The sequence below is a fragment of the Streptomyces sp. SDr-06 genome (assembly GCF_003324565.1).
GTDB lineage: Bacteria > Actinomycetota > Actinomycetes > Streptomycetales > Streptomycetaceae > Streptomyces.
The window spans coordinates 282,618-307,130 of the sequence record NZ_QOLA01000006.1 but is presented as its reverse complement, the minus strand read 5'-3'; the positions used below and the strand labels follow the sequence as shown (position 1 = coordinate 307,130).

Sequence of the window (24,513 nt, the reverse complement as noted above, 5' to 3'; positions counted from 1 at the left end):
GCGCCTGCCCCCGTTCCCACCGCGCAAACGGGGGCCATGTCCTCCCTTCACACGTTTCACACGATCGGGTCCAGGAGGGGGCCCGCAGGCCTGGTCAGGGCGGGCGGATGGGGGGACAGCCGGACGTCCGCGCAGGTGACGGCGCAGCGGCGACGGCTACGCGGTGGGCTGGGCCATCACCATGCGCGTGATCTCCACCCGTGACTTGGCGCCCAGCTTGCGGTAGGCGCGGGTGAGGGCCGCTTCGACGGTCTTCACGCTGAGCACGAGACCGGACGCGATCTCGCGATTGGTGGCGCCCTGCGCGACGCGGGCGACGACGCTGCGCTCGGTCGACGTGAGGTGGGCCGACCAGCCCCCTTCCGGCAGGCAGGCCGCACTGTCCGGCGCCCGGTCGCGTTCGGCACGGGTCATCGCGGCCCAGGGGCGGGCGTCGGCCTTGGTGAAGATCCGGAGCGCGCCGGCGAAGGCGGCACGTGCGGCAGCCTCTTCGCCGAGCAGGCGCCGCACCCGGCCCAGGGCCACCCGGGTCCGCGCCTCCTCCAGGGGATACCCGGCTGCCTGAAGCCGTGCTGCGGCGCTCTCCAGCCCCGTCGCCGCCCTGGGGAGTTCGCCGCGGGCCGCGTCGACGGCCGCCGCCGCCCGGTCGAGCGTGGCCAGGACACCGGGTCGCCCGAGGCGCACGGCCTGGCGGCGGGCGGGCCGGATGACCGCTTCCGCCTCGTCCGGGGCGTCGGCGGCGGCCAGGGCCTCGGCGAGGTCGGCGTGCCAGCGCCGGGTCGCGGGGTCGCGCTGGCCCTGGGCTGTCTCCAACTCCCCGGTACGCCGGAGGAGTTGGGCCGCCTGCTCGCTCTGGCCGCTGAACAGCCGGATCCTTCCCTCGGCATGCAGAGCCCGGGGCAGGAAGAGCCGGTCGTCGTCGTCCTCGCTGTGGCGTCTGGCCGCCTCCGCCGCGGTGAGCGCCCGACCGAGGGTGCCGCCGGCCGTCTCGGCGAGGGAGACCGCGTACCAGGCGGGCCCCTGGCTCAGCCCTGCCTCTTCGGTCATGCGCAGGCTCTGCCGGGCGATGGACAGGGCCGGGCGGCAGCGGCCGCGCTGGATCTCGACCTGCGCGAGGCCGATGAGGCACTGGCTCAGGCTGTCGGCCGAGCCGCGCTGTCGCAGCCGGTAGACGAGGGTGCGCAGTTCGGCCCGGGCCGCGTCCAGTTCGTCGCGCACCAGGTGAAACCGGTGCTTGAGGTACAAGGGGCCGTTGTGGTGCGTCATGGCGTGCACGTCGTGCGGGGGCGTCAGGGCGGCGGCCAGTGTCGCCTCCGCCTGGGGCAGCCCCAGGAAGAGCTCCAGGGCCGCCTGTTGGGTCAGCGCCATGAGTTCGGTCCGCCGGTCGCCGGCCCCCGCCGCGAGCCCGGCGGCACGGACGGCATGGCCGTGCGCGCGTGCCGCCGATCCGCCCACCATCCACTCCCGCCAGCTCATCCGGTAGTGGAGCTGGGCGAGGAGTCCGGGCTCGCCTGCCGCGTCGCGTACCGCTTCCGGGAAGACGTCCGCGATCTCGGCCATCGCCTGACCACAGGAGTCGATGACCACGTTCCAGGCGCGCACGCGCTCCGCCGGACGCCGGGCGTCACCCAGGACCTCGTGCGCGAGCTGCCGGGCGAAGCCGAGGTCTCCGGCCTCGATGCCGTCCTCGGCGGCGGTGAGCCTGCGGTCGATGTCGACCTGTGCCTGCTCGGCCGGGGTGTACTCGGCGGCCAGGCGGCCGAGTCGCGCGGCGGTCCTGGGGGCGCCCCGGCGGCGGGCCGCCGAAGCGGCGGCGTCGAGCCGCGCCGCCACGAGGGGATCGGGGCCCGCCGCGAGCCGTGCGATGTGGTGGGCGCGCTCGACCGCGTCGTCGCAGGCGTCGGCCAGCGCGCGGTGAGCGTCCAGCAGACGTTCGCAGGACGTTCCGGCCTGGAGCACCATCGGCGTCAGGGGATCCAGGAAGCCGATGGTCGTGTGGTCCGACGCCGCGCTGACGCGGATGATGCCCTGCCTGACGCAGGTGTCCAGATCGGCCGCGGCGTGGCGGCGGCCCGCGCGTCGCAGCAACTCCACCGTGGGGCGCACGGCCGCACTCGCGACGACCAGGGTCTGCCGGGCGCCGGCCGGCAGGGCATCGATCCGGTCGAGGATCGGTCGGCGCAGGGAGCCTGGTACGGGAAGCGGTTCGGAGGGGTCGGGCAGGTCCGCCCCCTCGACCCGGACGCGTTCGTCGAGCGCGGAGCTGAGCTCCAGCGCTGTGCGGGGGTTGCCGCCGCTGGCCTGGTGCAGCCGCGCGACGAGCGAGCGGGGCCAGGCGGGGTGGTCGTGCTGTTCGAGGAGTTCGGCCACTTCGTGGGAGGTCAGGGGTGGGACCGGGATCCGGCGGACCGGCCGGGGGCACAGGCCCAGGGCGCCGTCGTCGGGACGGGGGCCGTGTTCGTCGCCCGTGTCGTCCGTGGCCCCGGTCCGCACGGTGGCGAGCACTCCCAGGCCGGGGTCGGCGCGGCGGGCGAGATAGGTGAGGAGCTCTGCCGTCGGCCGGTCGAGCCACGGTGCGTCATCGATGACCAGCAGGAGGGGACCGGCCTCGCCGAGCAGTGCGAAGACCTTGCGGACGGCGATGCGCAGCACGAGTGCGTCCCGCCCGGTCATCGTGCCCGCGTCGGTCTCCGCGGCGGGCGTGCTGCGCAGCAGGGCCCTTTCGAGGGTGGCTCTTTCGTGGGTGGCCAGAGCGGCCAGGGTGTCCTCGACGACGCCGGTCAGCAGGTCGATGAGTCCGAGGAAGGGGCTGTTCCGTTCGGCGGGGGAGGGCGAACATCGCAGCACCCGGTGGCCGCGGGCGCGCATGTCCGCCACCAACTGGCAGGCCACCGTGGTTCTGCCGATGCCCGACGGCCCGATGAGCACGACACCGCCGCCGCGGTGGAGATGGGTGGCTACGGTGTCGCGGAAGGCGGCGCGTTCGACGGTGGACGGGAGGGCGTTCGCCGGTCCGTCCGGCGCCAGGATGGTCGGCTCGGTCATCGCAAGCCCCTTCGGACACAGCCTTGTTCATGCGTCAGGCAGTGGACACGCGCCTGTCGTTCATTTCGTTGTGCCGCGCCGAATGTAGGACCGCCCTCGGTGAAAGGTCAAGACCAATCGAAGGGCGAGCGGCCGAGTCTTGGGGCATGCGGAACGGGCCGCCGGTCGGATGACCAACGGCCCGTCCACGCAAGGCAGTTGCTGGCTGGAGCCGGGGCGGATCAGCAGGCGCCGCCGTCCTTCCAGACGGCCCAGGAGCCGGGCGCTCCGGGCTCGGCGCCGGTCGAGTACCACTGCGAGGCCCACATGTGGCCCTTGTACGCGACTTGGTCACCCGGCACATAGCTGGTGGAGGCGCTCCACGCCGGGAGGTTGCCGCAGCCTCCCGGCGGGTTGCCACCGCCCGTGATGGTCCACGTGAAGGAGGCCGTGCCGGTGGCGTTGTCCGGGTTCTTCGCGGTCACGGTCACCGACGAGGTCCCGGCGGTGGTGGGGGTGCCAGTGACGAGGCCGGTGGAGGAGTTGATGGTCAGCCCCGCGGGCAGCCCGGTCGCGCTGTAGGTGAGCGTCTTGCCGCCGGGGTCGCTGGCCTGGATCTGCAGGGAGACCGCGGTGCCGACGGTGCCGTTCTGGTTGCCCGGGTTGGTGACCGAGGGGGAGCCCGGCTGCCCGTTGCAACTGCCGGGTACGGGGTCGGCGCCGGTGACGCTGACCGCCGCCCAGGCGGCGTTGATGGTGTTGTACTCCGTGCAGTGCGTGCCGTAGAGGTCGGCGGCGGCCTTCAGTGAGTCGGTGCGCGCCTGGTGGTAGTTCTCGCTGCTGTTGGCGTACGAGGCGAGCGCCTTGTACCAGATCTTGGCGGCCTTGTCGTTGCCGATGCCGGTGACCGTCGAGTTGTCACACGTGGGGCTGTTGCCGTAGCCGTGGTCGCCGCTGCCGACGGCGGCCAGGAAGAACCAGTGGTTCAGCGGGCCCATCGAGTAGTGCGGGTCCAGGTTGCCGTTGCCGCTGTCCCAGCAGTTGGGCGAATGGCCGTCGAGGGAGGGGTTGTACATGTAGCGCAGCGGTCGGCCGTCGCCGTTGATGTTGATGAGTTCGCCCATGGTGTAGTCGGGGGTATCGACCGGGTTGTTGGCGTAGAACTCGACCATGGTGCCGAAGATGTCGCTGGTGCCCTCGTTCATGCCCCCGGTCTCGCCGGTCTCGTCCCAGCCCGTGAGGGCGCCGCTCACGCCGTGGCTCATCTCGTGACCCGCGACGTCGAGTTCGACCAGCGGGCGGGCATTGTTCTGGCCGTCGCCGTAGGTCATCTGGGTGCCGTCCCAGAAAGCGTTCACGTACGCGTTGCCGTAGTGGGTGCGCGACGGCACGCCTCGGCCGTCGCCGAAGATCCCGTTGCGGCCCTGCACGTTCTTGTAGTAGTCGTACGTCTCCGCCGCGCCGTAGTGGGCGTCGGCACCGGCCGACGCGGGATCGCTGGTGGAACCGTTGCCGAAGGTGCCGCTGGAGCTGGTGAAGACCGAACCCGTGCCGCCGGTGGCGTGGTTGAGGTCGGTCGTGTAGCCGTTGCCGTGAGACGGGTCCTGCATCGAGTAGCCGCCGCCGCTCTGGGTGACGTCGAGGGAGACCCTGCCGCTGTAGATGGTCTGCCCCGTGCCGGCGACGGTCGGTGCGGCGGGCCGCGCCGCCGCACCGACCTTCGAGGCGGTGGCGTGCGCGGCCCCCTCGGCCGCGAACGTGCTCACCTCGTCATTGGTCCGTACGACCTTGCCGGTACGGGCGTCCACCAGGACGTGCAGGCGGCTGGGGGTCAGGTCGGGGCGGGTTCCGCTGACGACGGTCTCCCAGACCAGGGTGGCCGCGGTGCCCTCCATCCGCACCGCCAGGTGGCCGGCGGAGACCGAGTCGACGTGGCCCTTGAACGCCGCTGTCGACACCTTCGCCGCGCTGGAGGCGGCCAGTTGGGGCGTCGTGGAGACCGCTGCGGACGTCTGCGCTCCGGTGGCCAGCGACTGGTAGGTGCCGTCCTGCTTCAGACGCACGATGACGTCGCCGCCGTAGGTCGGCAGTCCCTTGTACGTGCGGTCGAAGCGGACGGAGGCGGAGCCGTCCCGGTCGACCACCAGGTTCCGGACCGCGAAGGCGTCCTGGTCGGTGCGGTGGGCCGCCGAGGAATGAGCCGCCAGCGCCTTCTGCGCGGCGTCCACGACGCGGCTGCGCACGGCCGGTGTCGGATCGGCGGTGTAGGGAGCGGCGGCGAAGGCGCCCGGACCCGCGGGGGTGGGATGCGGGTGCGGAGCCGGAGCCGCCAGGGCGGCGGGCAGGGCGATGGCGGACATGGACACACAGGCCAGCGTGACCGTCAGGAGTCTCGCGGCTCTTCGTATCTCCATAGGAGTGGGGGTTCCTTTCGCTTCGGGCAGGTGGCGTCCGCCGCTGCCGCGCGGGGAAGTCGGGGAGGCAGCGGACGCCTGGGGCTGTGCTGACGACGCCGCTCTTGGCAGGAGCCGCACCGACGCACGAGTGTCCGCGACCACGGCGACGGCAGACAGGCACTGGCCGGAGTGAGAGGGGTTTCCCTATTCCGCGGGAGCTTGGCCGGGCCCGCCGAGCGGGCGTCCCAGCGCCCGGCCCCGTACGCACCCCGATCAGGGAGAAGGCCCCGGGCGGGGACCCGGGCCCTGGATCGTGATCCCGGGCGTGGGTAGGCTGCCCGCCGGATGATCTTGACTTGTCGGGGTGAGGAACCCCGTTCCTCACCCCGACGCCCTTCGTCGGCCCACCGGGACGCTCGCGTGGTGGACCGCGCAGGCCGCGAACGAATCGTCGTACGGGAGATGCCGAAGCATGAACACGCCACCATCGCCGCCTGGAGCGGCACCGGTTGACGGGCGATCCGTCCGGATCGGCGCCCTCGTCCCGCTGAGCCCGCCCGGCTGGGTCGAGGCGGGCCGGCACCTGCTGGCCGGACTCGAGCTGGCCGCGCGCGACGTCAACGACGCCGGCGGGATCGGCGGAAGTCCCCTTGAGCTGGTGGTGCGAGACACCGCGGCCGATCCACGGCGGGCCGCGGCAGCCGTGGACGAACTGGCCGGCCTGGGCGTGACTGCCGTGGCGGGGGAGTATCACAGCGTCGTCGCGCGCGCCGCCGCATCCCGGGCCGATGCCCTGGGTCTGCCGTTCCTCTGCTCGTCAGCGGTGCTCGACGCGCTCACCGACCGGCCGACGCGGTGGGTCGCGCGGCTGCCCCCGGCGCAGTCCCACGGCTGGGAGATCTATGCGGACTTCCTGCTCGGCGAGGGCCACCGCCGCATCGCGGTCGCGGCCGAGCCGAGTGTCTACTGGGCGGCCGGAACCCGGATTCTGCGGGACCACCTCGCCCCACGCGGCGCCTGCGTCCTCGAACTCGACGCGCGCGGGCTCACTCCCGCCGCCCTGTGCGACGCACTCGCCGACCGTGGTGCGACGGCCCTTCTTCTGCTGGTCGGCTTCCCGGAGCCGGCGGTGTCGATCGTCAAGTCCGTCCGCGCCGACCGGCGCCTCGCGGACCTCAGGGTCGGCGCTCCGGCAGGTCAGCCGGAGTTCGCCGCGTGGGCAGGGCTGTTGGGCGAGGACGGCACCGCGGTCCCGTTCCTGCGCTACCGTCCCGAACGGCTCACCCCGCTCGGTGCGCGGGTCGAGAAGGCCCTCGGCGAGCGACTGGGCCAAGAGCCGTCCTTCGTGGCCTTCGAGGGCTACGACACGATCACCGTCCTCGCCGATGCGCTCCGTACGCAGGGTGGCGACCGCGTGCGCATCGCCGAATCCTGGCCGAGCATCGCGGTCGAGGGCACCCGCGGGCAGATCCGGTTCTCCCGCACGCCGGACATCAGCGTGTGGCAATGGGCCTGGCCGGCGGTCCAGGTGGTCGAGCGAGACCCGGCGGACCCCGACCGGTTGCGCATCCTTCACACGGGCTGAGGAGCGGGCGCGGCCCAACGGCGCTGATTCCGTGGCGCACTTGAGCCAGCCCGCGCCGATCGGACGCGGCGTCGGCGCTTCACGGCAGCCGCCTATGCCGCGCCGGGTGTCGCTGCCAGACTGCCGCGGTGGACATTCGGGGGGACGGGCGGCTTGGGCCGAGGCCGTTCGCGGGGCGACCGGTCGCGGCGGTGGCGGGCGGTCTCGCTGTGGTGCTGATCGCGTTGTCCGCGCGGTACGGCTTTCACCGCGACGAACTCTATTTCCTGCTCGCGGGCCGGCACCCGGCCCGGGGCTATGTGGATCAACCGCCGCTGACCCCGCTGCTCGCCCGGGCCGGTACCGCGGTCTTCGGTGTGAGCCCGACGGGGCTGCGCGTCATACCCGCGCTGCTGGCCGCCTGGACGGTGGTGCTGACCGCGCTGCTGGCGCGGGAGTTGGGAGCCGGGCGGGGCGGCCAGATCCTCGCGGCGGCGTGCTGCGCGTGCTCGGGTTACGTGCTGGCCATCGGCCACCTGCTGTCCACCAGCACCTTCGATCTGACCGCGCAGCTGGCGGTCCTGCTCGTGACGCTCCGGCTGCTGCGCACCCGAGACGGCCGCTGGTGGCCGGTGCTGGGTGTGCTGGTCGGGGTGACTCTGCTGAACAAGCAGCTCGTCGTGTCCCTGCTCCTCGCCCTGTTCCTCGCGTTCGGCCTGGAGGCGCTGGCGGGCCGCCCCTGGCGCGACCTCGCGCGGCGTCCCCGGCAGGAAAGCGCGCGGAGGCTGCTCGGACCGCTGCTCGCGCTGCTCCTCGCGCTCCTCGTCAGCGCACCCACGCTCTGGTGGCAGGCCGCGAACGGCTGGCCCGAGGTGAAGGTGGCCCGGGTTCTCAGCCACGTCAACGGGGTGTCGGGACGACTGCTCTTCCTGCCGCTCCACCTGCTCCAGTTCTCCCCGATCCTGGTGCCGGTCGCGATCGTGGGACTGCGACGGCTGCTGCGCGACGAAGAACTGCGCTGGGCCCGCCCGCTGGCGCTCGCCTACCCCCTGCTCTGCGTCCTGGTGCTGGCGGGCGGCGGCAAGCCGTACTACCCGCTTCCCTTGCTGCTCGCCGTGACGGCGGCTGGATGCGAACCCGTCGTACGGCGTGCCCGCCGGTCCTGGCGGACGCTCACCCCCTTCCTGCTCCTGGCGGCAGCCACCAGCGCCCTGGCCGCCCTGCCGGTGCTGCCGGTGTCCGCGGTCGCCGTGACCAACGCCATCGACATCGACCAGGGCGAACAGGTCGGCTGGCCCCGCTTCACCCGTACCGTGGCCGCCGCCTGGACCGCGATCCCCCCGGCACAGCGCACCCATGCCGTCCTGCTCACCTCGAACTACGGCGAGGCAGGCGCACTCGCCCGCTACGGGCCCGCCCATGGGCTTCCCATCGCGTACTCCGGTCACATGAGCCTGTACGACTGGGGGCCGCCCCCGGATGGCGACGACGGTCCCGTCCTGCTGGTCGAGCAGGCCGACGGCCGGCACCGTCTGCGACAACCCTTCGCCGACTGCCGCACCGTTGGCCTGATCGACAACGGATACGGCATCGGCAATCAGGAGCAGCACGCGGAGATCGCCCTGTGCGAAGGCCCCCACCAGCCGTGGTCCCGCCTCTGGCCGTCCTTGCGCCAGTACTGACCCTGCGACAGAGTCGCGGACTTCCGCAGCCCGCCGGCCCAACTGGCCGCCCATGGTGGGTCGTTGCGCCAGCCGTCCTGCTGAGCGCCGCGTACGAGCGCCTTTGCGGCTCAGGGCCCGCACACCCGCTCGGCCAGGGTCTGCCAGCTGTCGTTCAGAACTCCGACTCAATCGGCCCGGCCACCGATCAATCCAGGAGCGGCATGCGACCGTGATCGGGGAGACTGCGTGGATGGGGAACGACGGCAGCTGGTCCGCGCAGGAGAGGGCGTTGCGGCATGTCGCTGCCCTGGCCGAGGGAGAGCCGCTCGACGGCGGACTGCGGCTGACGATGAACTTCCATCCCGACCGTCTGGCGGGTGATCGCCCGATCCTGCGCAAGATGGCGGAGGACGGCGTCTACCAGTCTCAGTTCGTGACCAGGACCAGCAACGGCGGCCTGACCGCCCACCCGGGCGGGGACCGCTGGCGCTGGGAGAGCCGACTCTTCGGCGGTGCCTACGACCACGCAGCCCCTGACGAACGTCCCGTCTACGGCGCCCTGAACCACCGGCGCTTGGCGGCGGGTGGGACACCGCGCTTCGGCTCCTGCCACTTCAGGCTCATTCCCGCGACCCTCGCGCGCGCGACCTTCTGCTACCCGGACAGCTCCGCCGAACCCTCGGCCTTCGCGGTCGCGAGCAGCTTCGGCCTCATCGAAAGAGCCGAGGCCGACGGTCTCGACGCCCTGGACGGTCACATCGAAGCCCAGATCCACGGACCGGTCCGGCTGGACAGCCATGTGGAAGCGCTGGTCCTGGATCCCGGTTACCGCGGCACGAGTGTCGAGGAAGCGGCCCGCCGGCTGCCTTGTGCCATCGAATGGCACGACGGTTTCCGGCTCACCGTGGAGCACCTGCGACGCCACCCGGGCTACCGCGGCCAGGAGTACGTCGATCTCGGTGCGGAGATCGCGGTCGACGGCCTGCTCGACCCCAGGATCATCGGCGACGCCGTCCGCACGGGCCGCTACGACTCCCAGGCGCTCAAGAAGGTCTGGCACTGCCTGGCGCGCTTCGGCTCACCGCCCCACGCGAACGCGGACTGCGCCTGCGTGGGGGAGCGAGTCGTGGGAGCGGGCCCGGGTGCGTCGGAACTCTCCCGGTCCCGGAACTCGCCGCATGGGTACGCGCGTTGACTGAGGAGAGTCGAAGTCACCGGGCAGGGGCACGGCCGCCCGCATTCAGCAGAGAGCAGGACACGTATGACGTACGAGCAGCCCTTGCGTGAGCCGGATCCCGAAGCACCCGGGCCCACGGAGGCGGAGCGGGCCGGGCGGGAGGCGGTGCGCCGACTGGCGCAGGGGATGGGGCATCACGAGGCCGCTCAGGCCTTCCGCCTTCTCGCCGCGGCCCCGGACAGCCCCTCGGAGGATGAGCCGGACGGCCCGGCTGCCAGGCATGACGGCGGCCGCCGCTGGGCCGAACTCGCCGAGTGGGAACGCATAGTGGGACAGCTGTCCCTCCACGCGGGTACGTACGACGTCGCCTCGGACCCGTATGTCCAGGGGGAGCGCGCGGCGCACTGACTGCTCGTTCAGGAACGCCTTCCATACGGGGGCACCGGTGGGAATTGCGTCAACAGCCGCAGCCCGCGGCGCTGCCTCCGTTCGGGCCCGTACTTGTTGATCGTTTTCCGGGACACGGCGGAGCACGGCCGAGCCGGTCGGGGGGCGGGACGGCGAGGGAGTCCCCGGGCTGGAGGCGGTCGAGCCCGCCCACGGTTCCTCGCGCATGAGCCGGCGCCGTTCCGGCTGCGCACAGAAGTTCTGATCTTGTTCATCAACTGGTCCATGCCTGAGCGGACGCGAGCTCAGTGTTGTCTTGACAACAGTTGTCCAGTCACTCATGCTGGAGGGGTGACAGCTTCAACCAGCGGCTTGCGTGACCACCTCGGATATTGGCTCCGCCGGCTCTCCGACGAAGTCCACAGCCGGTTCGAAAGAGAACTCGCCAAGCACGGCGTGACCGTCTCCCAGTGGGCCGTGCTGATCACCGTGCACCGTGGCGACGCCATCACCACCCGGGAGGTGGCCCGGTACCTGGACATCGACGCCGGCGCGGTCTCCCGCCTGGTCGACCGGCTGGCTGCCAAGGAGCTGATGACCCGCGAACCGGACCCCGCCTCCCGCCGCACGCTGCGGCTGGCACTCACGGACACCGGCCGCGATCTGGCCCCCCGACTGGCCGAGATCGCAGACCGCAACGACGCTCATTTCTTCGCCGGCCTCGACCCGGTCCAGCGCCGCCAGCTGGAGGACTGGATACGCCGCCTGATTGGCGAGGCCCACCCAGAGCCCCCGGCACCGCCGACCCCCTGAGAGGGCACCACCATGAGCACCACCACCCCCACCGCCGCACGCTCGGTCACCAAGACCGTCACCATCGAGCGCCCCGTCGCCGACGTCGTCGCCTTTCTCGCCGACGCGGCCAACTGGCCGGCCTGGGCGATCGTCAACGTCAAGGCGATCGAGGCCACCGACGACCCGGACTGGTGGCTGATGGCCACCCCGCACGGCCCCGCCAAGCTCCGCATCTGTGGAAACGCCGAATTCGGCATCCTCGATCACGACTACGTCGAGGACCAGGCATCCTGGCAGGTCCCGGCCCGCGTCGTGGCCAACGGCTCCGGCTGCGAGTTCATGATGACCTTCTTCCAGCCGCCGGCCTTCACCGATGCCTACTTCGACCAGCAGGTCGCTCTCGTCGACACCGAGCTCGCCACCCTCAAGCGCCTCATGGAAACCGGCGCGTGAGCCTGTCCCACGCCCGACTCGCCGAGGCGGCCGACCAGCTCACCGAGCAGCTCGCCCGCCTCGGCACTCCTCGGCGCGCCGCCTGGGACCGCGACTATCTCCGCAGCGACCTCGTCCACCTGGGCGTAGCCATCCCGGACCTGCGGCGCGCCGTCAATGCCACCCGCCGCCGCCTGCCACCGCCCACCCGAGCGGACGCCCTGGCCCTGGCCGATCTGCTGTGGACCAGCAGTGTCTACGAACACCGGCAGGCGGCCGTCCACCTCCTCACCCACGACGCGGCCCTCCTCACCCCCGCTGACCTCGTGACGGTGGAAGCGATGGTGCGAGCCGCTCACACCTGGGCCCTGGTGGACACCCTTGCCATCCACGCGGCTGGCGCGATCATGCTCCAGAACGGGGAAGCGGCCGGGGTCGCCCTCGACCGCTGGGCCGTTGACACGGACTTCTGGCTCCGCCGTTCGGCCCTCCTCGCCCTGATTCCCGGCATCCGCGCCGCCGAGCCCGACCTGAAGCGACTGGGCTCGTACGCGGACGCCATGGTGGACGAGACGGAGTTCTTCATTCGAAAAGCCATCGGCTGGGTGCTGCGCGAGACCAGCCGCCGTGACAGTCGCTTCGTGACCGCGTGGGTGGAACCCCGCATCGACCGCATCTCCGGCGTCACTCTGCGCGAAGCGGTCCGCCGCCTCGGGGACGCGGATCGGACCCGCCTGCTGGACGCCTACCGCCGCGCCCACGGCAACTGACGCCGCCAGGCGCCCGGTTCGGGTGTCCCGACAGCCGGATCGGGCACACGAGCTCACAAGTGTCGGCGGGTTTACCGGCGATATGCGCGCTATGAGGTTTGTAAGGGCCGAGGCCGGCCCACCCATGCGCACCGAGTATGTTGTTTCGGCCTGCCTTCTGGATGCGAGGGCCTGCGGACTTGTCGGACGGCGAATGCGGGAGCAAGTGCGATGACCGATGCGCTCGGTAGACCCGAGCCCGACGCGGACGACGCGGCTGCGGAGAGAGAGCGGCTGCGCCAGGAGGTGCGGGAGCTGCGTGCCAAGGTCCGGTCGCGGGCGTTGATCGCCCAGGCGCAGGGAGTGTTGACGGAGCGCTACCGCCTGCGCGGGCCCGAGGCCGCGTTCGCGTTGATGCAGCAGGCCTCGCAGCGCTTCAACATCAAGCTCCGGACCGTGGCCGAGGCCGTGCTCACGTTTCCCCGGCCGGAGCCCGGCCGGGCGCTGTGGTTCCCGGGCCGGACCCGGCGGGGCGCCCCGCCGCTGGACATGCTGGGGCTGGACGGGGCCGGGCGCGCCCACCACAGCGAGGTGCTGAGCGCGGTCCTGACCCAGACGCTGGCGATCACCAACACCCCGATGGGCAACGTCCAGTTGGCCGACCGTGCCGAGCGGGCTCTGCGCATCGAGAAGCACACCGGCCTGAGCGCCGATTTCGTCGACTTCTTCGCCGTGGTCGGCGACCAGGGGACATCCTGCGCGAAGGCGGCCGCGGAGCTCGCGCAGACCACGGTGCACGATGTCGCCACCGACCCGGTCTTCACCTCGGCGGCGCGCCAGGCGATCCTGGAGGCAGGCAGCCGCGCGTGCCACAGTGTGCCACTGGTCACCGCAGAGGGGACCTGCGTCGGCATGGTCTCGGCCCATCTGGAGCGGCCCATCCAGGACCTGCACCCGGCGCAGCTCAAAGCGCTCGAACAGACCGGACAGCAGGCCGGCGCGTGGTTGGCGTGGCACCGGCGCACCATTGTCGCGGACGCGCTGGAACACCTCCACGCGATCGCCCGCGACCCCGCCGCCATACCCGAGACCCGCCGCCCCTGACCCCCGAGCGGCACCGGGTGGTGACGCACGACATGGGGGAGGGAAGAGGCGGAGCCTCGCCCCTTCATGTCCAGGCGCTTCAGGCCGTGGCAGTGGACATGTGCAGGCGCAGGGTGAGGCCGGTGTGGTGGGCGCGGACCTCGACGAGGTCGCAGAGCTGGTGGATCATCCACAGGCCGCGGCCGCCATTGCTCGATGTGAGGGTGGGGCGGCTGCGTCCGGCCAGGGGGTTGGTCAGTCGGCCGCTGTCGCGGAGCTCCGCCACCGCCGTACCGGAGTGGGCCCACCACAGGCGCAGGGTGCCGCTTCCGCCACCGTGGGCAATGGAGTTGGCGGCGGCCTCGCTGATGGCGATGACGAGGTCGTCGCGCCGCCGCTGGTCCAGGGGCGTACGCCGGGCCCACGCGTCGGCCTCTTCCCGCACCTGGCCCAGCTCGCCGGCGGTGTACTCCAGGCGAACCGCGGGCGCGTCCGGTTCCGGCAGCGGCACATCGCAGCCGGCGCACACCACGTCGGCCGAGGTGTAGGCGGAACTGGACCGGGTGTGACCGTCCTCGATCAGGGTGGGGTGCGTGCGTCTGGCGTCGGCGACCACCGCGGGCGGGAGGGCGCTCGTGTCGTACGGGCACAGAATGCTGGCCGTACGGCCGGTGAACGCGGTGTTGATCAGGGCCTCGTGCCGGGTCGCCTCCACGATCTCGGCCGGTGAACGGCCCGCCCAGATGGGCTCCCCTATGATGCGCACCGCCCACCCCGGGTGGGCGTCGGCGAAGCCCTGAAGGGCGGCCAGAATACGGCCGGGGTTGCGGCCCAGTTCGGTCATGTCCGCGAAGTCGACGGCGGCGCCGTCCGCCCCGAGGTCCTGGCGCAGGGCGTCGAGGCGGGGCCCGGGAACGGCGACGAAGACCGGCTCCTCGGCTTCGAGGGCGCCGCGGACGAAGGTGCCCGTCTCCCGCACGTACTCGTCGAGGTCCCTGTAGAAGAGCGCGGGATGGAAGAACGGTTCTTTGCCGGGGCCCGCGGTGATGGCGGTGGTCATGACGGCACCTCCAACGCGGCGCACTCGTCCGGGAACAACTGGGCCACCTTCCGCAGTGAGTATGGCGGCTCGTGGAGCAGCAGGCGCCGCCCCTGACGGCGCAGCCGGTGCGTCGCGTCGACAAGGGCGGCGACCGCCTCGGTGTCGAGGAACGTCGCACGGGACAGGTCGAGTTGGAGTGTCGCGCCGGGGATCCCGGTCAGCGCGGCCAGCGCTTCGGTGAGGGACGACCGGCTGTCGAGGTCGGCGCTGCCGGTGAGGCGGGCGCCCGCGCGGTCGCGCAGCGGGGTGACGGCGAAGGGCAGCGGCTCGAAGAAATCCGAGGCCGGTGCGTGGGCGTGGTGCGCTCCGCTCAGAAGCCCTGTCGTTCCGGCGGGCACGACCCGGCGGTCGAACATGCACAGCCCCGTCACCGGCAGATCCGCGTACACCTCGCGGTCCAGGCGGAGTTCGTACTCCAGAAGCCGCTCGGCTCCAGGGATCTCACGGGCGCACCAGGATTTCTCGCCGATGATCGTCAGCCCGGTGTACCCGTCGGCCAGCGCCTCGGCGCACGCCGTGCGCACCAGGGGGATGACCTGGTCGGGATCGAAGGGAAGGCAGTGGAGGAAGAGCGCGTCCGACGGGACCACGCGCAGCTGTCCGCTCTCCAGCGCGGCGCTCATGTCCATGCCGCTCCGCCCCAGCACGTCGTGCAGCAGATCCGGCGCCGAACCGTCGATGGTGCACAGGACGCGGCGGCCGCTTTCGAGGCCCGTGCGCACGCAGCGCACCACGGTCTCGGCCCGGTCGGTGTCGTCGTCGTACGCGAAGAAGGCATGTTCACCGCGAGTGTCCGGTATGGCGGGGCCGTGGGCTGCGGGCACGGGAACTCCCTTCGCGGCGTTGGGACTGGGGGTGAGCGGTGCCGAGCCTAGCCGGTGCGGAGTGAGGCGCGCTCCGGAGTATGCCTGGTCATGTGCGTTCCGTCCGCCGGGCATGGGGCAGGGACCAGTGGGATAACCTCCTCGGCGGTGCGTGTACACGCGGTGTGGATCTTGTGAGGGACCCGGCGGTGGTGACCGCACCAACCGGGCGAGGATGGCGGGCCATTGGCCTGGCGTACGACGGAGGCGAAGTTCGATGGCTGGCTCACCGAAACCCAGCGTTGCTCAGCAGCGGGCATCGCAGACGGCGGGGCCGGCGCAGGCCGGAGAGTCGGAGCTGCGCCGACTGCTCGCGGGTCTGACCGCGGTGCGGGACGGAGACTTCGGCACCCAACTGCCCGCCGAGACGGACGGGCTGCTCGGCGAGATCGCCACGGTCTTCAACGGGATGGTCGAGCAGCTCTCGCTGTTCACGTCCGAGGTGACCCGGGTGGCCCGGGAGGTCGGCACCGAGGGAAGGCTCGGCGGGCAGGCCGAGGTGCCCGGCGTCTCCGGCACCTGGAAGGACCTGACCGACTCGGTCAACGCCATGGCCGGCAACCTCACCACGCAGGTCCGGGACATCGCTCAGGTGGCCACCGCCGTGGCCCAGGGCGACCTGTCGCAGAAGATCGACGTGGCGGCCCGCGGCGAGATCCTGGAGTTGAAGAACACCGTCAACACGATGGTCGACCAGTTGTCCTCCTTCGCCGACGAAGTGACCCGCGTCGCCCGGGAAGTGGGCAGCGAGGGGCGCCTGGGCGGTCAGGCGCAGGTCCCCGGCGTGGGCGGCACCTGGCGGGACCTGACGGATTCGGTCAACTTCATGGCCGGAAACCTGACGGATCAGGTCCGCAACATCGCCCAGGTGACCACGGCCGTGGCCCGGGGCGACCTGTCGCAGAAGATCACCGTGGATGCGCGGGGCGAGATCCTGGAGTTGAAAAACACCGTCAACACGATGGTGGACCAGTTGTCCGCATTCGCCGACGAGGTGACGCGGATGGCCCGGGAGGTGGGCACCGAGGGGATCCTCGGCGGGCAGGCCGACGTCAAGGGCGTCTCCGGCACCTGGCGGGATCTGACCGACTCCGTCAACTTCATGGCGGGCAACCTCACCGCCCAGGTCCGCTCGATCGCCCAGGTCGCCACCGCCGTGGCGAAGGGCGACCTGTCGCAGAAGATCACGGTCACCGCCCGCGGCGAGGTCCTGGAGCTGAAGGACACCATCAACACGATGGTCGACCAGCTCTCCTCGTTCGCCGAGGAGGTCACCCGGGTCGCCCGGGAGGTCGGCACCGAAGGCCGGCTGGGCGGCCAGGCGGACGTCCGCGACGTCTCCGGCACGTGGCGGGACCTGACCGAGTCGGTCAACGTGATGGCCGACAACCTCACCGCGCAGGTCCGCTCCATCGCCGAGGTGACGACGGCCGTCGCCAAGGGAGACCTGTCGCAGAAGATCAGGGTGGACGCACGGGGCGAGATCCTGGAGCTCAAGGAGACCATCAACACGATGGTCGACCAGCTCGGCGGGTTCGCCGACGAGGTCACCCGCGTGGCCCGGGAGGTCGGCACCGAGGGCAATCTGGGCGGCCAGGCCACGGTGCGAGGTGTGTCGGGTACGTGGAAGGACCTCACCGACAACGTCAACGTGATGGCGTCCAACCTCACGGGTCAGGTCCGTTCGATCGCCCAGGTGGCCACCGCCGTCGCCCGGGGCGACCTCTCGCAGAAGATCAACGTCGAGGCCAAGGGCGAGGTCGCCGCCCTGGCGGGCGTCATCAACACGATGGTCGACACCCTGTCCGCGTTCGCGGACGAGGTCACGCGCGTGGCCCGTGAGGTCGGCACCGAAGGGACCCTCGGCGGCCAGGCCCGGGTGCCGAACGTCGCCGGTACGTGGAAGGACCTCACCGACAACGTCAACTTCATGGCGCACAACCTGACCAGCCAGGTCCGCAACATCGCCCAGGTCACCACGGCCGTCGCGCAGGGCGACCTGACCCGCAAGATCGACGTGGACGCCCGCGGCGAGATCCTGGAACTCAAGACCACCATCAACACGATGGTCGACCAGCTCTCCTCGTTCGCCGCCGAAGTCACCCGCGTCGCCCGCGAGGTCGGCAGCGAAGGACGGCTCGGCGGCCAGGCCGAGGTCGAAGGCGTCTCCGGCACCTGGAAGCGCCTGACCGAGAACGTCAACGAGCTCGCCGGAAACCTCACCCGCCAGGTCCGCGCCATCGCCGAGGTCACCGGCGCCGTCGCCGAGGGCGACCTCACCCGCTCCATCACCGTGGACGCCTCCGGCGAGGTGGCCGACCTCAAGGACAACATCAACTTCATGGTGGAGTCGCTGCGCGAGACCACCCGGGCCAACGAGGAACAGGACTGGCTCAAGTCCAACCTGGCACGGATCTCCGGCCTGATGCAGGGCCGCCGCGACCTCGCCGTCGTCGCCGAGCTCATCATGGACGAGCTCACCCCGCTCGTCTCCGCCCAGTACGGCGCCTTCTACCTGGCCGACGAGACGCCGGACGGGGTCTACCTCAACCTCATCGGCTCGTACGCGTGGCCGGACGGCGCGCCGGGGGCTCGTTTCAAACTCGGTCAGTCCTTCGTGGGGCAGGCCGCCCGCAGCAGGCGGACCATCGCCGTCGACGACCTCCCGCCCGGCTACGTGTCGGTCTCCTCGGGCCTGGGCAGCACCGAACCCGTCTGCCTGCTGGTCCTGCCCATCGTCGTCGAGGAGCAGGTGCTCGGCGTCATCGAACTCGCCACCGTGCACGCCTTCACCCCCATCCACCGCGACTTCCTCGAACAGCTCATGGAAGCCATCGGCGTGAACGTCAACACCATCATCGCCAATGCCCGCACCGACGAGCTGCTCGACGAGTCGCAGCGCCTGACGGCGGAACTGCAGACCCGTTCCCAGGAGTTGCAGGCCCGTCAGGAGGAACTCCAGTCCTCCAACGCAGAGTTGGAGGAGAAGGCGGAACTCCTCGTCGCGCAGAACCGTGACATCGAGACGAAGAACCTGGAGATCGAGCAGGCCCGGCAGGAGCTGGAGGACCGTGCGCACCAGCTCTCGCTGGCCTCCACGTACAAGTCGGAGTTCCTGGCCAACATGAGCCACGAGCTGCGCACCCCGCTCAACAGCCTGCTGATCCTGGCCCAGTTGCTCGCCCAGAACCCGGGCCGCAACCTCACCCCCAAGCAGGTCGAGTACGCCGGCATCATCCACTCGGCCGGCTCCGACCTGCTCCAGCTGATCAACGACATCCTCGACCTGTCCAAGGTCGAGGCGGGCAAGATGGACGTCAACCCCGAGCAGATCTCGCTGCGCAAGCTGCTCGACTACATCGAGGCCACCTTCCGGCCGGTCACCAGCCAGAAGAGCCTGACCTTCACGGTGAAGACCGCCGACACGCTGCCCACCGAACTGCTCACCGACGACTACCGGCTGCGCCAGGTACTGCGCAACCTGCTCTCCAACGCCGTGAAGTTCACCGAGAAGGGCGGAGTCGAGCTGCGGATCGAGCTGCTCTCCGAACAGCTCGCGCCCGAGGCCGCCCGGCGCGGCGGCCCCGTGATCGCCTTCCACGTGGTGGACACCGGCATCGGCATCGCACCGGAGCACCTGGAAACCGTCTTCGGCGCCTTCCAGCAGGCTGACGGCACGATGAGCCGCAAGTACGGCGGCACGGGCCTCGGCCTGTCGATCAGCCGGGAGATCGCCTTCCTGCTCGGCGGTGCGATCACGGCCGAGAGCACTCTGGGCCGGGGCAGCACCTTCACGTTCTACCTGCCGGTCGCCCGGCCGGACTACGCGGAGCTCGACGCGCAGAGCGGCCACCTTCCGGCCGCCGCACCGCAGGAGGAGGCCGCCGCCGAGCCCGATCCGCGCTACCAGGTCGCGCCCGCCCCGGACGTCGTGCAGCCCAAGCGGCTGCTGGTCGTCGAGGAGCGCTCGCGCGGCCTGCTGTCGCTGGTCGCCGAGAGCGCCGTCCGCGATCTGGCCGCCCACCCCGACCTCGGCGATCCCCGCGGACCGGTGGAGATCACCGCGGCCGTCGGGGTCAATGAGGCAGCGGCGGCGCTGGCGTCGACGCCCTGCCACTGCGTGGTCCTGGAGCTGGACCTGCCCGACGACGCGGCGCTGCGGTTCCTGGAGGACATGGCCCATGACGCCGCGCTGCGCGGTGTGCCGGTGCTCGCCCACAACAACCGGCGGCTCGGCTCGGACCAGGAGCTCGCCCTCCAGCAGCGGGCGGCCTCGCAGCCGTTGGAGCTCATCTCCAGCCTCGACGAACTGCGCGAGCGCATCGCGTTGCACCTGAGCGCGGACCAGCCCGGCGACGTGCTCCCGCTGGTGCGGGCCGACGAGCCGACCGTGGTCAGCCCCACCATCGACAAGTCGCTCGCCGGCCACACGGTCCTGGTGGTGGATGACGACGACCGCAACCTGTACGCCATCACCGGGATCCTCGAACTGCACGGCATGGCCGTCCTGCAGGCCGAGAACGGCAGGGTCGCCCTCGACACGCTCGCCGCCCATCCCCGGATCGATCTGATCCTGATGGACGTGATGATGCCGGAGATGGATGGGTACACGGCCACTGCGGCCATCCGTGCCATGCCCGAGCACGCCGAGCTGCCGATCATCGCCGTGACCGCCAAGGCGATGATCGGCGACCGGGACAAGAGTCTGGCCTCCGGCGCCAGCGACTACGTCACCAAGCCAGTGGACGCGCACGAACTGGTCGCACGCATCAAGCGGCAGTTGAGCGCCTGACGGCACCCCGCGTCACCGAACGTCCACCTCCTGAGGAGCGAGCTTGTGTCCAGGTCCCATCGGCCCCGGGGCGAACAGGGCAGTGGCCAGGGCCTCCAGCCGGGTCACCCCATACCGGCGCAGCCGCCGGCCCTGCCCTCCGGCCGTCGGCCCGAGGGCGAGGTGGCGGGCCCGGCCCCCTCGGTGCCCGGCGACGCCGTCGCCGTCGGCCGGCTCGCGGACACGGTGCACCGGCTGCGCCACCAACTCCGGCGCGCACACGCCGAGGCGGAAGGCCGCGCGCTGGTCGAGCTGGCAAGCGGAATCCTGGTCGAGCGCCTGACCTGCAGTCCCACCGAAGCCGCCGCGCAACTCGAGAACCTGGCCGCGCAGGCGGGGCTCTCCACGCTGGAACTGGCCGCCGACCTCGTCAACCAGGCGACCCGCGACAAGATCGCCGACGTCGCCCGCGACTTCGTCGCCGAAGCGCACCTCCCCGCCAAGGCCTCCGTGGGCCTGCGCCTGCGCAGCGTGGAGGCGGGCGCCCTGGCGGCGGGCGACGCGCAGGCCGTGGCCCAGTCGATCCTCCAGCACGCGCTGGCGCCGCTGGGCGCGGTCGCCGTGGCGATCTGGGCGGCCAACGCCGACCAGTCCCTGTCCCTGGCCGGGAGCGCCGGTTTCGCGGACGGGGAGGCGGCCCGCTGGTGCCATGTGCCGCCCGGCGTGCCCACGCCTGCCCGCCGCGCCCTCGACAACCGGGCCGTCACGAGCTACGACACGCTCGCCGAGGCGGCGCTGCCGTCCATCGGCCTGCGGGAACTGGGTGGCGGCCGCATCGCGGTCCCCGCCGGTACTGGCGGGCGCATCATCGGCGTACTCGAAATCTGCTGGCACGACACGCTGCCCGACCAGTCGCAGTCCGTCGAGCGGCAGGTGCAGGTGCTGGCCGAATTGTGCGCGGTGGCACTGGAGACCCATCCGCTGCCCGATCCCGGCCCCCGCACCAGCCCGCCCGCCGATCCCCGGCTGACCGAACTGCTCGACCTCACCGACGGGCTCAACGACCCCTGTCTCGTCCTTGAGCCCCTCCTCGACTCGGCGGACACGCCCGCCGACTTCCTGATCCGGCACGTCAATCCGAGCTTCGTCGACTTCGCCGGCCGACCGCGGAACCTGATCGCGGGCGCCCGGCTCCTGGACGCCTACCCGCTGGCGGCCGAGCCGGGCGGCCTCTTCGACAAGGTGGAGCACGTCCTGGCCACCGGTGAGCCCTTCCGTGCCGAGCGCATGCGGCTCGCCGCCGTCGTCGACACCGTCTCGCTGGCCACGCAGGCGCAGGTCAGCGTCAGCCGCCAGGGAACCCATGTCCTGGTGGTCTGGCGCCTGGACGAGGGGGCCCCGAAGGTCGCCAGCCTGTTGCAGCACGCCCAACGCCTGGGCCGGATCGGCGGGTTCGAGGAGAACCTCCTCACCGGCGAGATCGCCTGGAATGAGACCCTCTTCGACCTGCACGGCCTGGCGCCCACCGCCCAGCCGATCCCCCTGGATCAGCTGGCCGCGCACGTCCACCCCGACGACGCCCACTCCCTCGGCCGGTTCCTGCGCTCGTTGCTGCACCACCAGCGGCCCGCCTCCACCGCCTTCAGGCTCCAGCGCGCCGACAGCGTGCCCCGGCACATCCGGGTGGTCGCCGAACCCGTACTCGACGACAACGCCCGGGTCACCGCGGTGCGCGGCGCCTACCAGGACGTCTCCGCCCAGCACTGGACCGAGGTCGCCCTCGCGGCGACCCGCGACCAACTCGCCCAGAGCCAGCAGGAGACGGCCGAACGCAACCGGCTCGCGCTCCGCCTGCAGCACGCCATCATGCCGCCCAGCCACGGCCCCGTGGACCTGCACAACCTGAGCGTGGCCGTCCGCTACCGGCCCGCCGAGAAGGACCACCTGGTCGGCGGCGACTGGTACGACGCCGTGGCGCTGCCCTCGGGGCAGGTGCTCCTGTGCGTGGGCGACGTGGCCGGGCACGGCATCGAGGCGGCCACCGGCATGGTCGCCCTCCGCAACGCGTTGCGCGGCCTCGCCACCACCGGCGCCGGCCCCGCGCAGCTCCTGGCCTGGCTCAACACCGTCACCCACCACCTCACCGACCACGTGACGGCGACCGCGGTCTGCGGCCTCTACGACCCGGACTCGCGTCAACTGCGCTGGGCCAGGGCCGGACACCTGCCGCCCGTCCTGCTGCGGGACGGTCAGGCCGGCGCCCTGCCCAAGCTCGACGGAATCCTCCTCGGAGCCACCAGCCAGGCCCGGTACGAGGAGGGGCGGACCCAACTGGAGACCGGCGACACCCTGTTGATGTACACGGACGGGCTGATCGAACGGCGTGACCGGTCGGTGCAGGACTCCCTGGAGGGCCTGCTCCAAGTCGCGGGGAATCCCGGCCTGTTGGGCGGGGGCAGCCACCTCGAGGACCGGCTCGACCACCTGCTGCGCTACACCAACGCGGACACGGACGACGACACGTGTCTGATCGGGGTCACCGTGCGGTGACGGGCGCCGTACCCGGCGGACGGCCGGACATGGTGCGGCCCCGCGCATCCGGGAGAGGGGGGTGGATGCCGGGGCCGCGAGCCCGGACCAGGTCGGGGGGCGCCTGGCCCTGAGGGGGCTTGCCAGTCGAGTGCCCCCACCCCGCGATGTCATGCATGTGATCTGCGCAACACCGGTGAAGTCGGCCCGTGCCCAGCCGAAGGGCCGGTCGCGCCGGGACGCCGGGCCGGCCGCCGGCCCGCCCCGGCTCCTCGTCACCGGCCTCAGCGTGGTGTCCGGCCCTGACGGGGGAGCGGATGTCACGGTGTACTCGTCGACAGCGGCGCCCTCGTGCCCGGCGTACGGTCCGGTACCGGCGGCGGGGCGCCCGTACGGAGAGCGGGTGCCCAGAGGACGCAGCGGACGGGACGAGACGGCGACCGGGGCAGTTCGCCTGCCTGGTGACCGGCGCCACGGGGTACGTGGGCGGCCGACTGGTGCCCGAGCTCCTTGAGGCGGGCCATCGCGTGCGCTGCCTGGCACGGTCGCCCGACAAGCTCCGCGACCAGCCGTGGGCCCCACGGGTCGAGGTGGTGCGCGGCGACGTCACCGACCCGGACTCCGTGGCGGACGCGCTGCGCGGCATGGACGTCGCGTACTACCTGGTGCACGCGCTCGGTTCGGGGGCCGATTTCGAGGAGACCGACCGCCGCGCCGCCCACCTCTTCGCCGACGCGGCCGCCGAGGCCGGTGTGCGGCGCATCGTCTACCTCGGCGGGCTCACCCCGCCCGGCGTGCCCGTGCAGGACCTGTCACCCCATCTGCGCTCGCGCGCCGAGGTGGGCGAGATCTTCCTCGCCTCCCCGGTGCCGGCGACCGTGCTGCGCGCGGCCGTCGTCATCGGTTCGGGCTCGGCCTCCTTCGAGATGCTGCGCTATCTGACCGAGCGCCTGCCGGTGATGGTGACCCCCAGCTGGGTCGCGACCCGCATCCAGCCGATCGCCATCCGCGACGTGCTGCGGTACCTGGTGGCCGGTGCCGGGATGCCCCAGGAGTTCAACCGGGCCTTCGGCATCGGGAGCCCCGACGTCATGACGTACCGGGACATGATGGAGCGGTACGCGAAGGTCGCCGGTCTGCGGCACCGGCTGATCCTGCCCGTGCCGATGCTCAGCCCCGGACTGTCCAGCCACTGGATCGGCCTGGTCACCCCGGAGCCGCCGTCGGTCGCCCGGCCACTGGCGGAGTCCTTGCGCTACGAAGTGGTCTGCGGCGAACGCGACATCGTCCAGTACGTGCCCGACGAACCAGGCGCTCCGCTCGGCTTCGACGAGGCCCTCGAACTCGCTCTGCGGCGGGTGCGTGAGGCCCAGGTCGCGACGCGCTGGTCGAACGCCTCCGTGCCCGGCGCCCCCAGCGACCCGTTGCCCAGCGACCCCGACTGGGCAGGTGGCAGCCTCTACACCGACGTCCGCGAGCGTGATGTCGAGGCTCCGGCCGCGGCGCTGTGGCGGGTGGTCGAAGGGATCGGCGGTGAACACGGCTGGTACTCCTTCCCGTTGGCCTGGGCGACGCACGGCTGGCTCGACCGGCTCGCGGGCGGCGTCGGACTTCGGCGCGGACGCCGTGACGCGCGCCGGCTGCGGGTCGGCGACTCGCTGGATTTCTGGCGGGTCGAGGAGCTCGTGCCCGGCCGACTCCTGCGTCTGCGGGCCGAGATGAGGCTGCCCGGTCTCGCCTGGCTGGAAATGGGCATCGAGGAGGACAGACACCGGCGGAGCCGCTACCGGCAGAGGGCGGTGTTCCATCCGCGCGGGCTGCTCGGTCACGCGTACTGGGGGAGCGTCTCCCCGTTCCATGCCGTCGTCTTCGGCGGAATGGCCCGCGACGTGGCAAAAGCCGCCGAAGCGGACAGCGATGGATCTCCCCAGGCATCGGTGCCGGAAGCCTGAACCGCGCCCGGACCGAGGCGGCGAG

General features: G+C 71.8%; 15 protein-coding genes. 11 read left to right on the top strand and 4 right to left on the bottom strand.

Annotation, left to right across the window (positions count from 1 at the left end):
- Window positions 1-156: 156 nt before the first annotated feature.
- Both DT019_RS16270 and DT019_RS16265 read right to left on the bottom strand, forming a co-directional pair.
- Window positions 157-3,045 carry an AAA family ATPase gene (locus DT019_RS16270; RefSeq protein ID WP_114037508.1) on the bottom strand — a complete coding sequence of 963 codons (2,889 nt, stop codon included), beginning with the start codon at window positions 3,043-3,045 and terminating at the stop codon, window positions 157-159.
- A gap of 221 nt (window positions 3,046-3,266) precedes the next feature.
- Window positions 3,267-5,438, bottom strand: coding sequence for a M4 family metallopeptidase (locus DT019_RS16265; RefSeq protein WP_114037507.1), 2,172 nt, complete (start codon window positions 5,436-5,438; stop codon window positions 3,267-3,269).
- 454 nt (window positions 5,439-5,892) lie between these two features.
- On the opposite strand from DT019_RS16265, the gene DT019_RS16260 reads away from it, so the two are divergent.
- From DT019_RS16260 to DT019_RS16230, 8 genes are all read left to right on the top strand, one after another.
- On the top strand, window positions 5,893-7,005 hold the full coding sequence (locus DT019_RS16260; RefSeq protein WP_114037506.1) for an ABC transporter substrate-binding protein: 1,113 nt from the start codon (window positions 5,893-5,895) through the stop codon (window positions 7,003-7,005).
- 128 nt (window positions 7,006-7,133) lie between these two features.
- On the top strand, window positions 7,134-8,666 hold the full coding sequence (locus DT019_RS16255; RefSeq protein WP_114037505.1) for an ArnT family glycosyltransferase: 1,533 nt from the start codon (window positions 7,134-7,136) through the stop codon (window positions 8,664-8,666).
- Between the two features lie 232 nt (window positions 8,667-8,898).
- The gene (locus DT019_RS16250; protein ID WP_114037504.1) at window positions 8,899-9,843 is read left to right on the top strand and encodes a DUF3626 domain-containing protein; all 945 of its coding nucleotides are present in this window, start codon (window positions 8,899-8,901) and stop codon (window positions 9,841-9,843) included.
- 66 nt (window positions 9,844-9,909) lie between these two features.
- A complete protein-coding gene (locus DT019_RS16245; protein WP_114037503.1) occupies window positions 9,910-10,233 on the top strand; it encodes a hypothetical protein in 324 nt (107 codons plus the stop codon).
- A 330-nt stretch (window positions 10,234-10,563) separates the two neighbouring features.
- On the top strand, window positions 10,564-11,025 hold the full coding sequence (locus DT019_RS16240) for a MarR family winged helix-turn-helix transcriptional regulator (RefSeq protein ID WP_189389629.1): 462 nt from the start codon (window positions 10,564-10,566) through the stop codon (window positions 11,023-11,025).
- Window positions 11,026-11,037: 12 nt separating this feature from the next.
- Window positions 11,038-11,460, top strand: a complete 423-nt coding sequence (locus DT019_RS39585) for an SRPBCC family protein (RefSeq protein WP_189389626.1) — start codon at window positions 11,038-11,040, stop codon at window positions 11,458-11,460.
- Entirely contained in the window at window positions 11,457-12,209 is a 753-nt protein-coding gene (locus DT019_RS39580) for a DNA alkylation repair protein (RefSeq protein ID WP_189389624.1), read from the top strand. Before DT019_RS39585 ends, DT019_RS39580 begins: the two co-directional genes overlap by 4 nt.
- Window positions 12,210-12,419: 210 nt before the next feature.
- Entirely contained in the window at window positions 12,420-13,292 is an 873-nt protein-coding gene (locus tag DT019_RS16230; protein WP_114037501.1) for an ANTAR domain-containing protein, read from the top strand.
- Window positions 13,293-13,371: 79 nt separating this feature from the next.
- On the opposite strand, the gene DT019_RS16225 is transcribed toward DT019_RS16230, so the two are convergent.
- Entirely contained in the window at window positions 13,372-14,331 is a 960-nt protein-coding gene (locus DT019_RS16225; RefSeq protein WP_114037500.1) for a sensor histidine kinase, read from the bottom strand.
- Window positions 14,328-15,197, bottom strand: a complete 870-nt coding sequence (locus DT019_RS16220) for an MEDS domain-containing protein (RefSeq protein WP_223279581.1) — start codon at window positions 15,195-15,197, stop codon at window positions 14,328-14,330. The genes DT019_RS16225 and DT019_RS16220 overlap by 4 nt, the downstream gene beginning before the upstream one ends.
- Window positions 15,198-15,453: 256 nt before the next feature.
- On the opposite strand from DT019_RS16220, the gene DT019_RS16215 reads away from it, so the two are divergent.
- The 3 genes from DT019_RS16215 (at window position 15,454) to DT019_RS16205 (ending at window position 24,488) form a co-directional block, all read left to right on the top strand.
- The gene (locus tag DT019_RS16215; protein ID WP_114037498.1) at window positions 15,454-20,028 is read left to right on the top strand and encodes a HAMP domain-containing protein; all 4,575 of its coding nucleotides are present in this window, start codon (window positions 15,454-15,456) and stop codon (window positions 20,026-20,028) included.
- A 45-nt stretch (window positions 20,029-20,073) separates the two neighbouring features.
- A complete protein-coding gene (locus DT019_RS16210; protein WP_114037497.1) occupies window positions 20,074-22,557 on the top strand; it encodes a SpoIIE family protein phosphatase in 2,484 nt (827 codons plus the stop codon).
- 437 nt (window positions 22,558-22,994) lie between these two features.
- Window positions 22,995-24,488 (top strand): SDR family oxidoreductase, encoded by a 1,494-nt coding sequence (locus DT019_RS16205; protein ID WP_223279596.1) that lies wholly within the window; start codon window positions 22,995-22,997, stop codon window positions 24,486-24,488.
- Window positions 24,489-24,513 lie beyond the last annotated feature (25 nt).

What these genes read in the sequence shown, in the direction of transcription:
- DT019_RS16230 (WP_114037501.1), top strand. Translation starts at nt 12,420, where the DNA reads ATGACCGATGCGCTCGGTAGACCCGAGCCCGACGCGGACGACGCGGCT.
- DT019_RS39585 (WP_189389626.1), top strand. Translation starts at nt 11,038, where the DNA reads ATGAGCACCACCACCCCCACCGCCGCACGCTCGGTCACCAAGACCGTC.
- DT019_RS16215 (WP_114037498.1), top strand. Translation starts at nt 15,454, where the DNA reads ATGGCTGGCTCACCGAAACCCAGCGTTGCTCAGCAGCGGGCATCGCAG.
- DT019_RS16250 (WP_114037504.1), top strand. Translation starts at nt 8,899, where the DNA reads ATGGGGAACGACGGCAGCTGGTCCGCGCAGGAGAGGGCGTTGCGGCAT.
- DT019_RS16225 (WP_114037500.1), bottom strand. Translation starts at nt 14,331, where the DNA reads ATGACCACCGCCATCACCGCGGGCCCCGGCAAAGAACCGTTCTTCCAT.
- DT019_RS16245 (WP_114037503.1), top strand. Translation starts at nt 9,910, where the DNA reads ATGACGTACGAGCAGCCCTTGCGTGAGCCGGATCCCGAAGCACCCGGG.
- DT019_RS16260 (WP_114037506.1), top strand. Translation starts at nt 5,893, where the DNA reads ATGAACACGCCACCATCGCCGCCTGGAGCGGCACCGGTTGACGGGCGA.
- DT019_RS16265 (WP_114037507.1), bottom strand. Translation starts at nt 5,438, where the DNA reads ATGGAGATACGAAGAGCCGCGAGACTCCTGACGGTCACGCTGGCCTGT.
- DT019_RS16270 (WP_114037508.1), bottom strand. Translation starts at nt 3,045, where the DNA reads ATGACCGAGCCGACCATCCTGGCGCCGGACGGACCGGCGAACGCCCTC.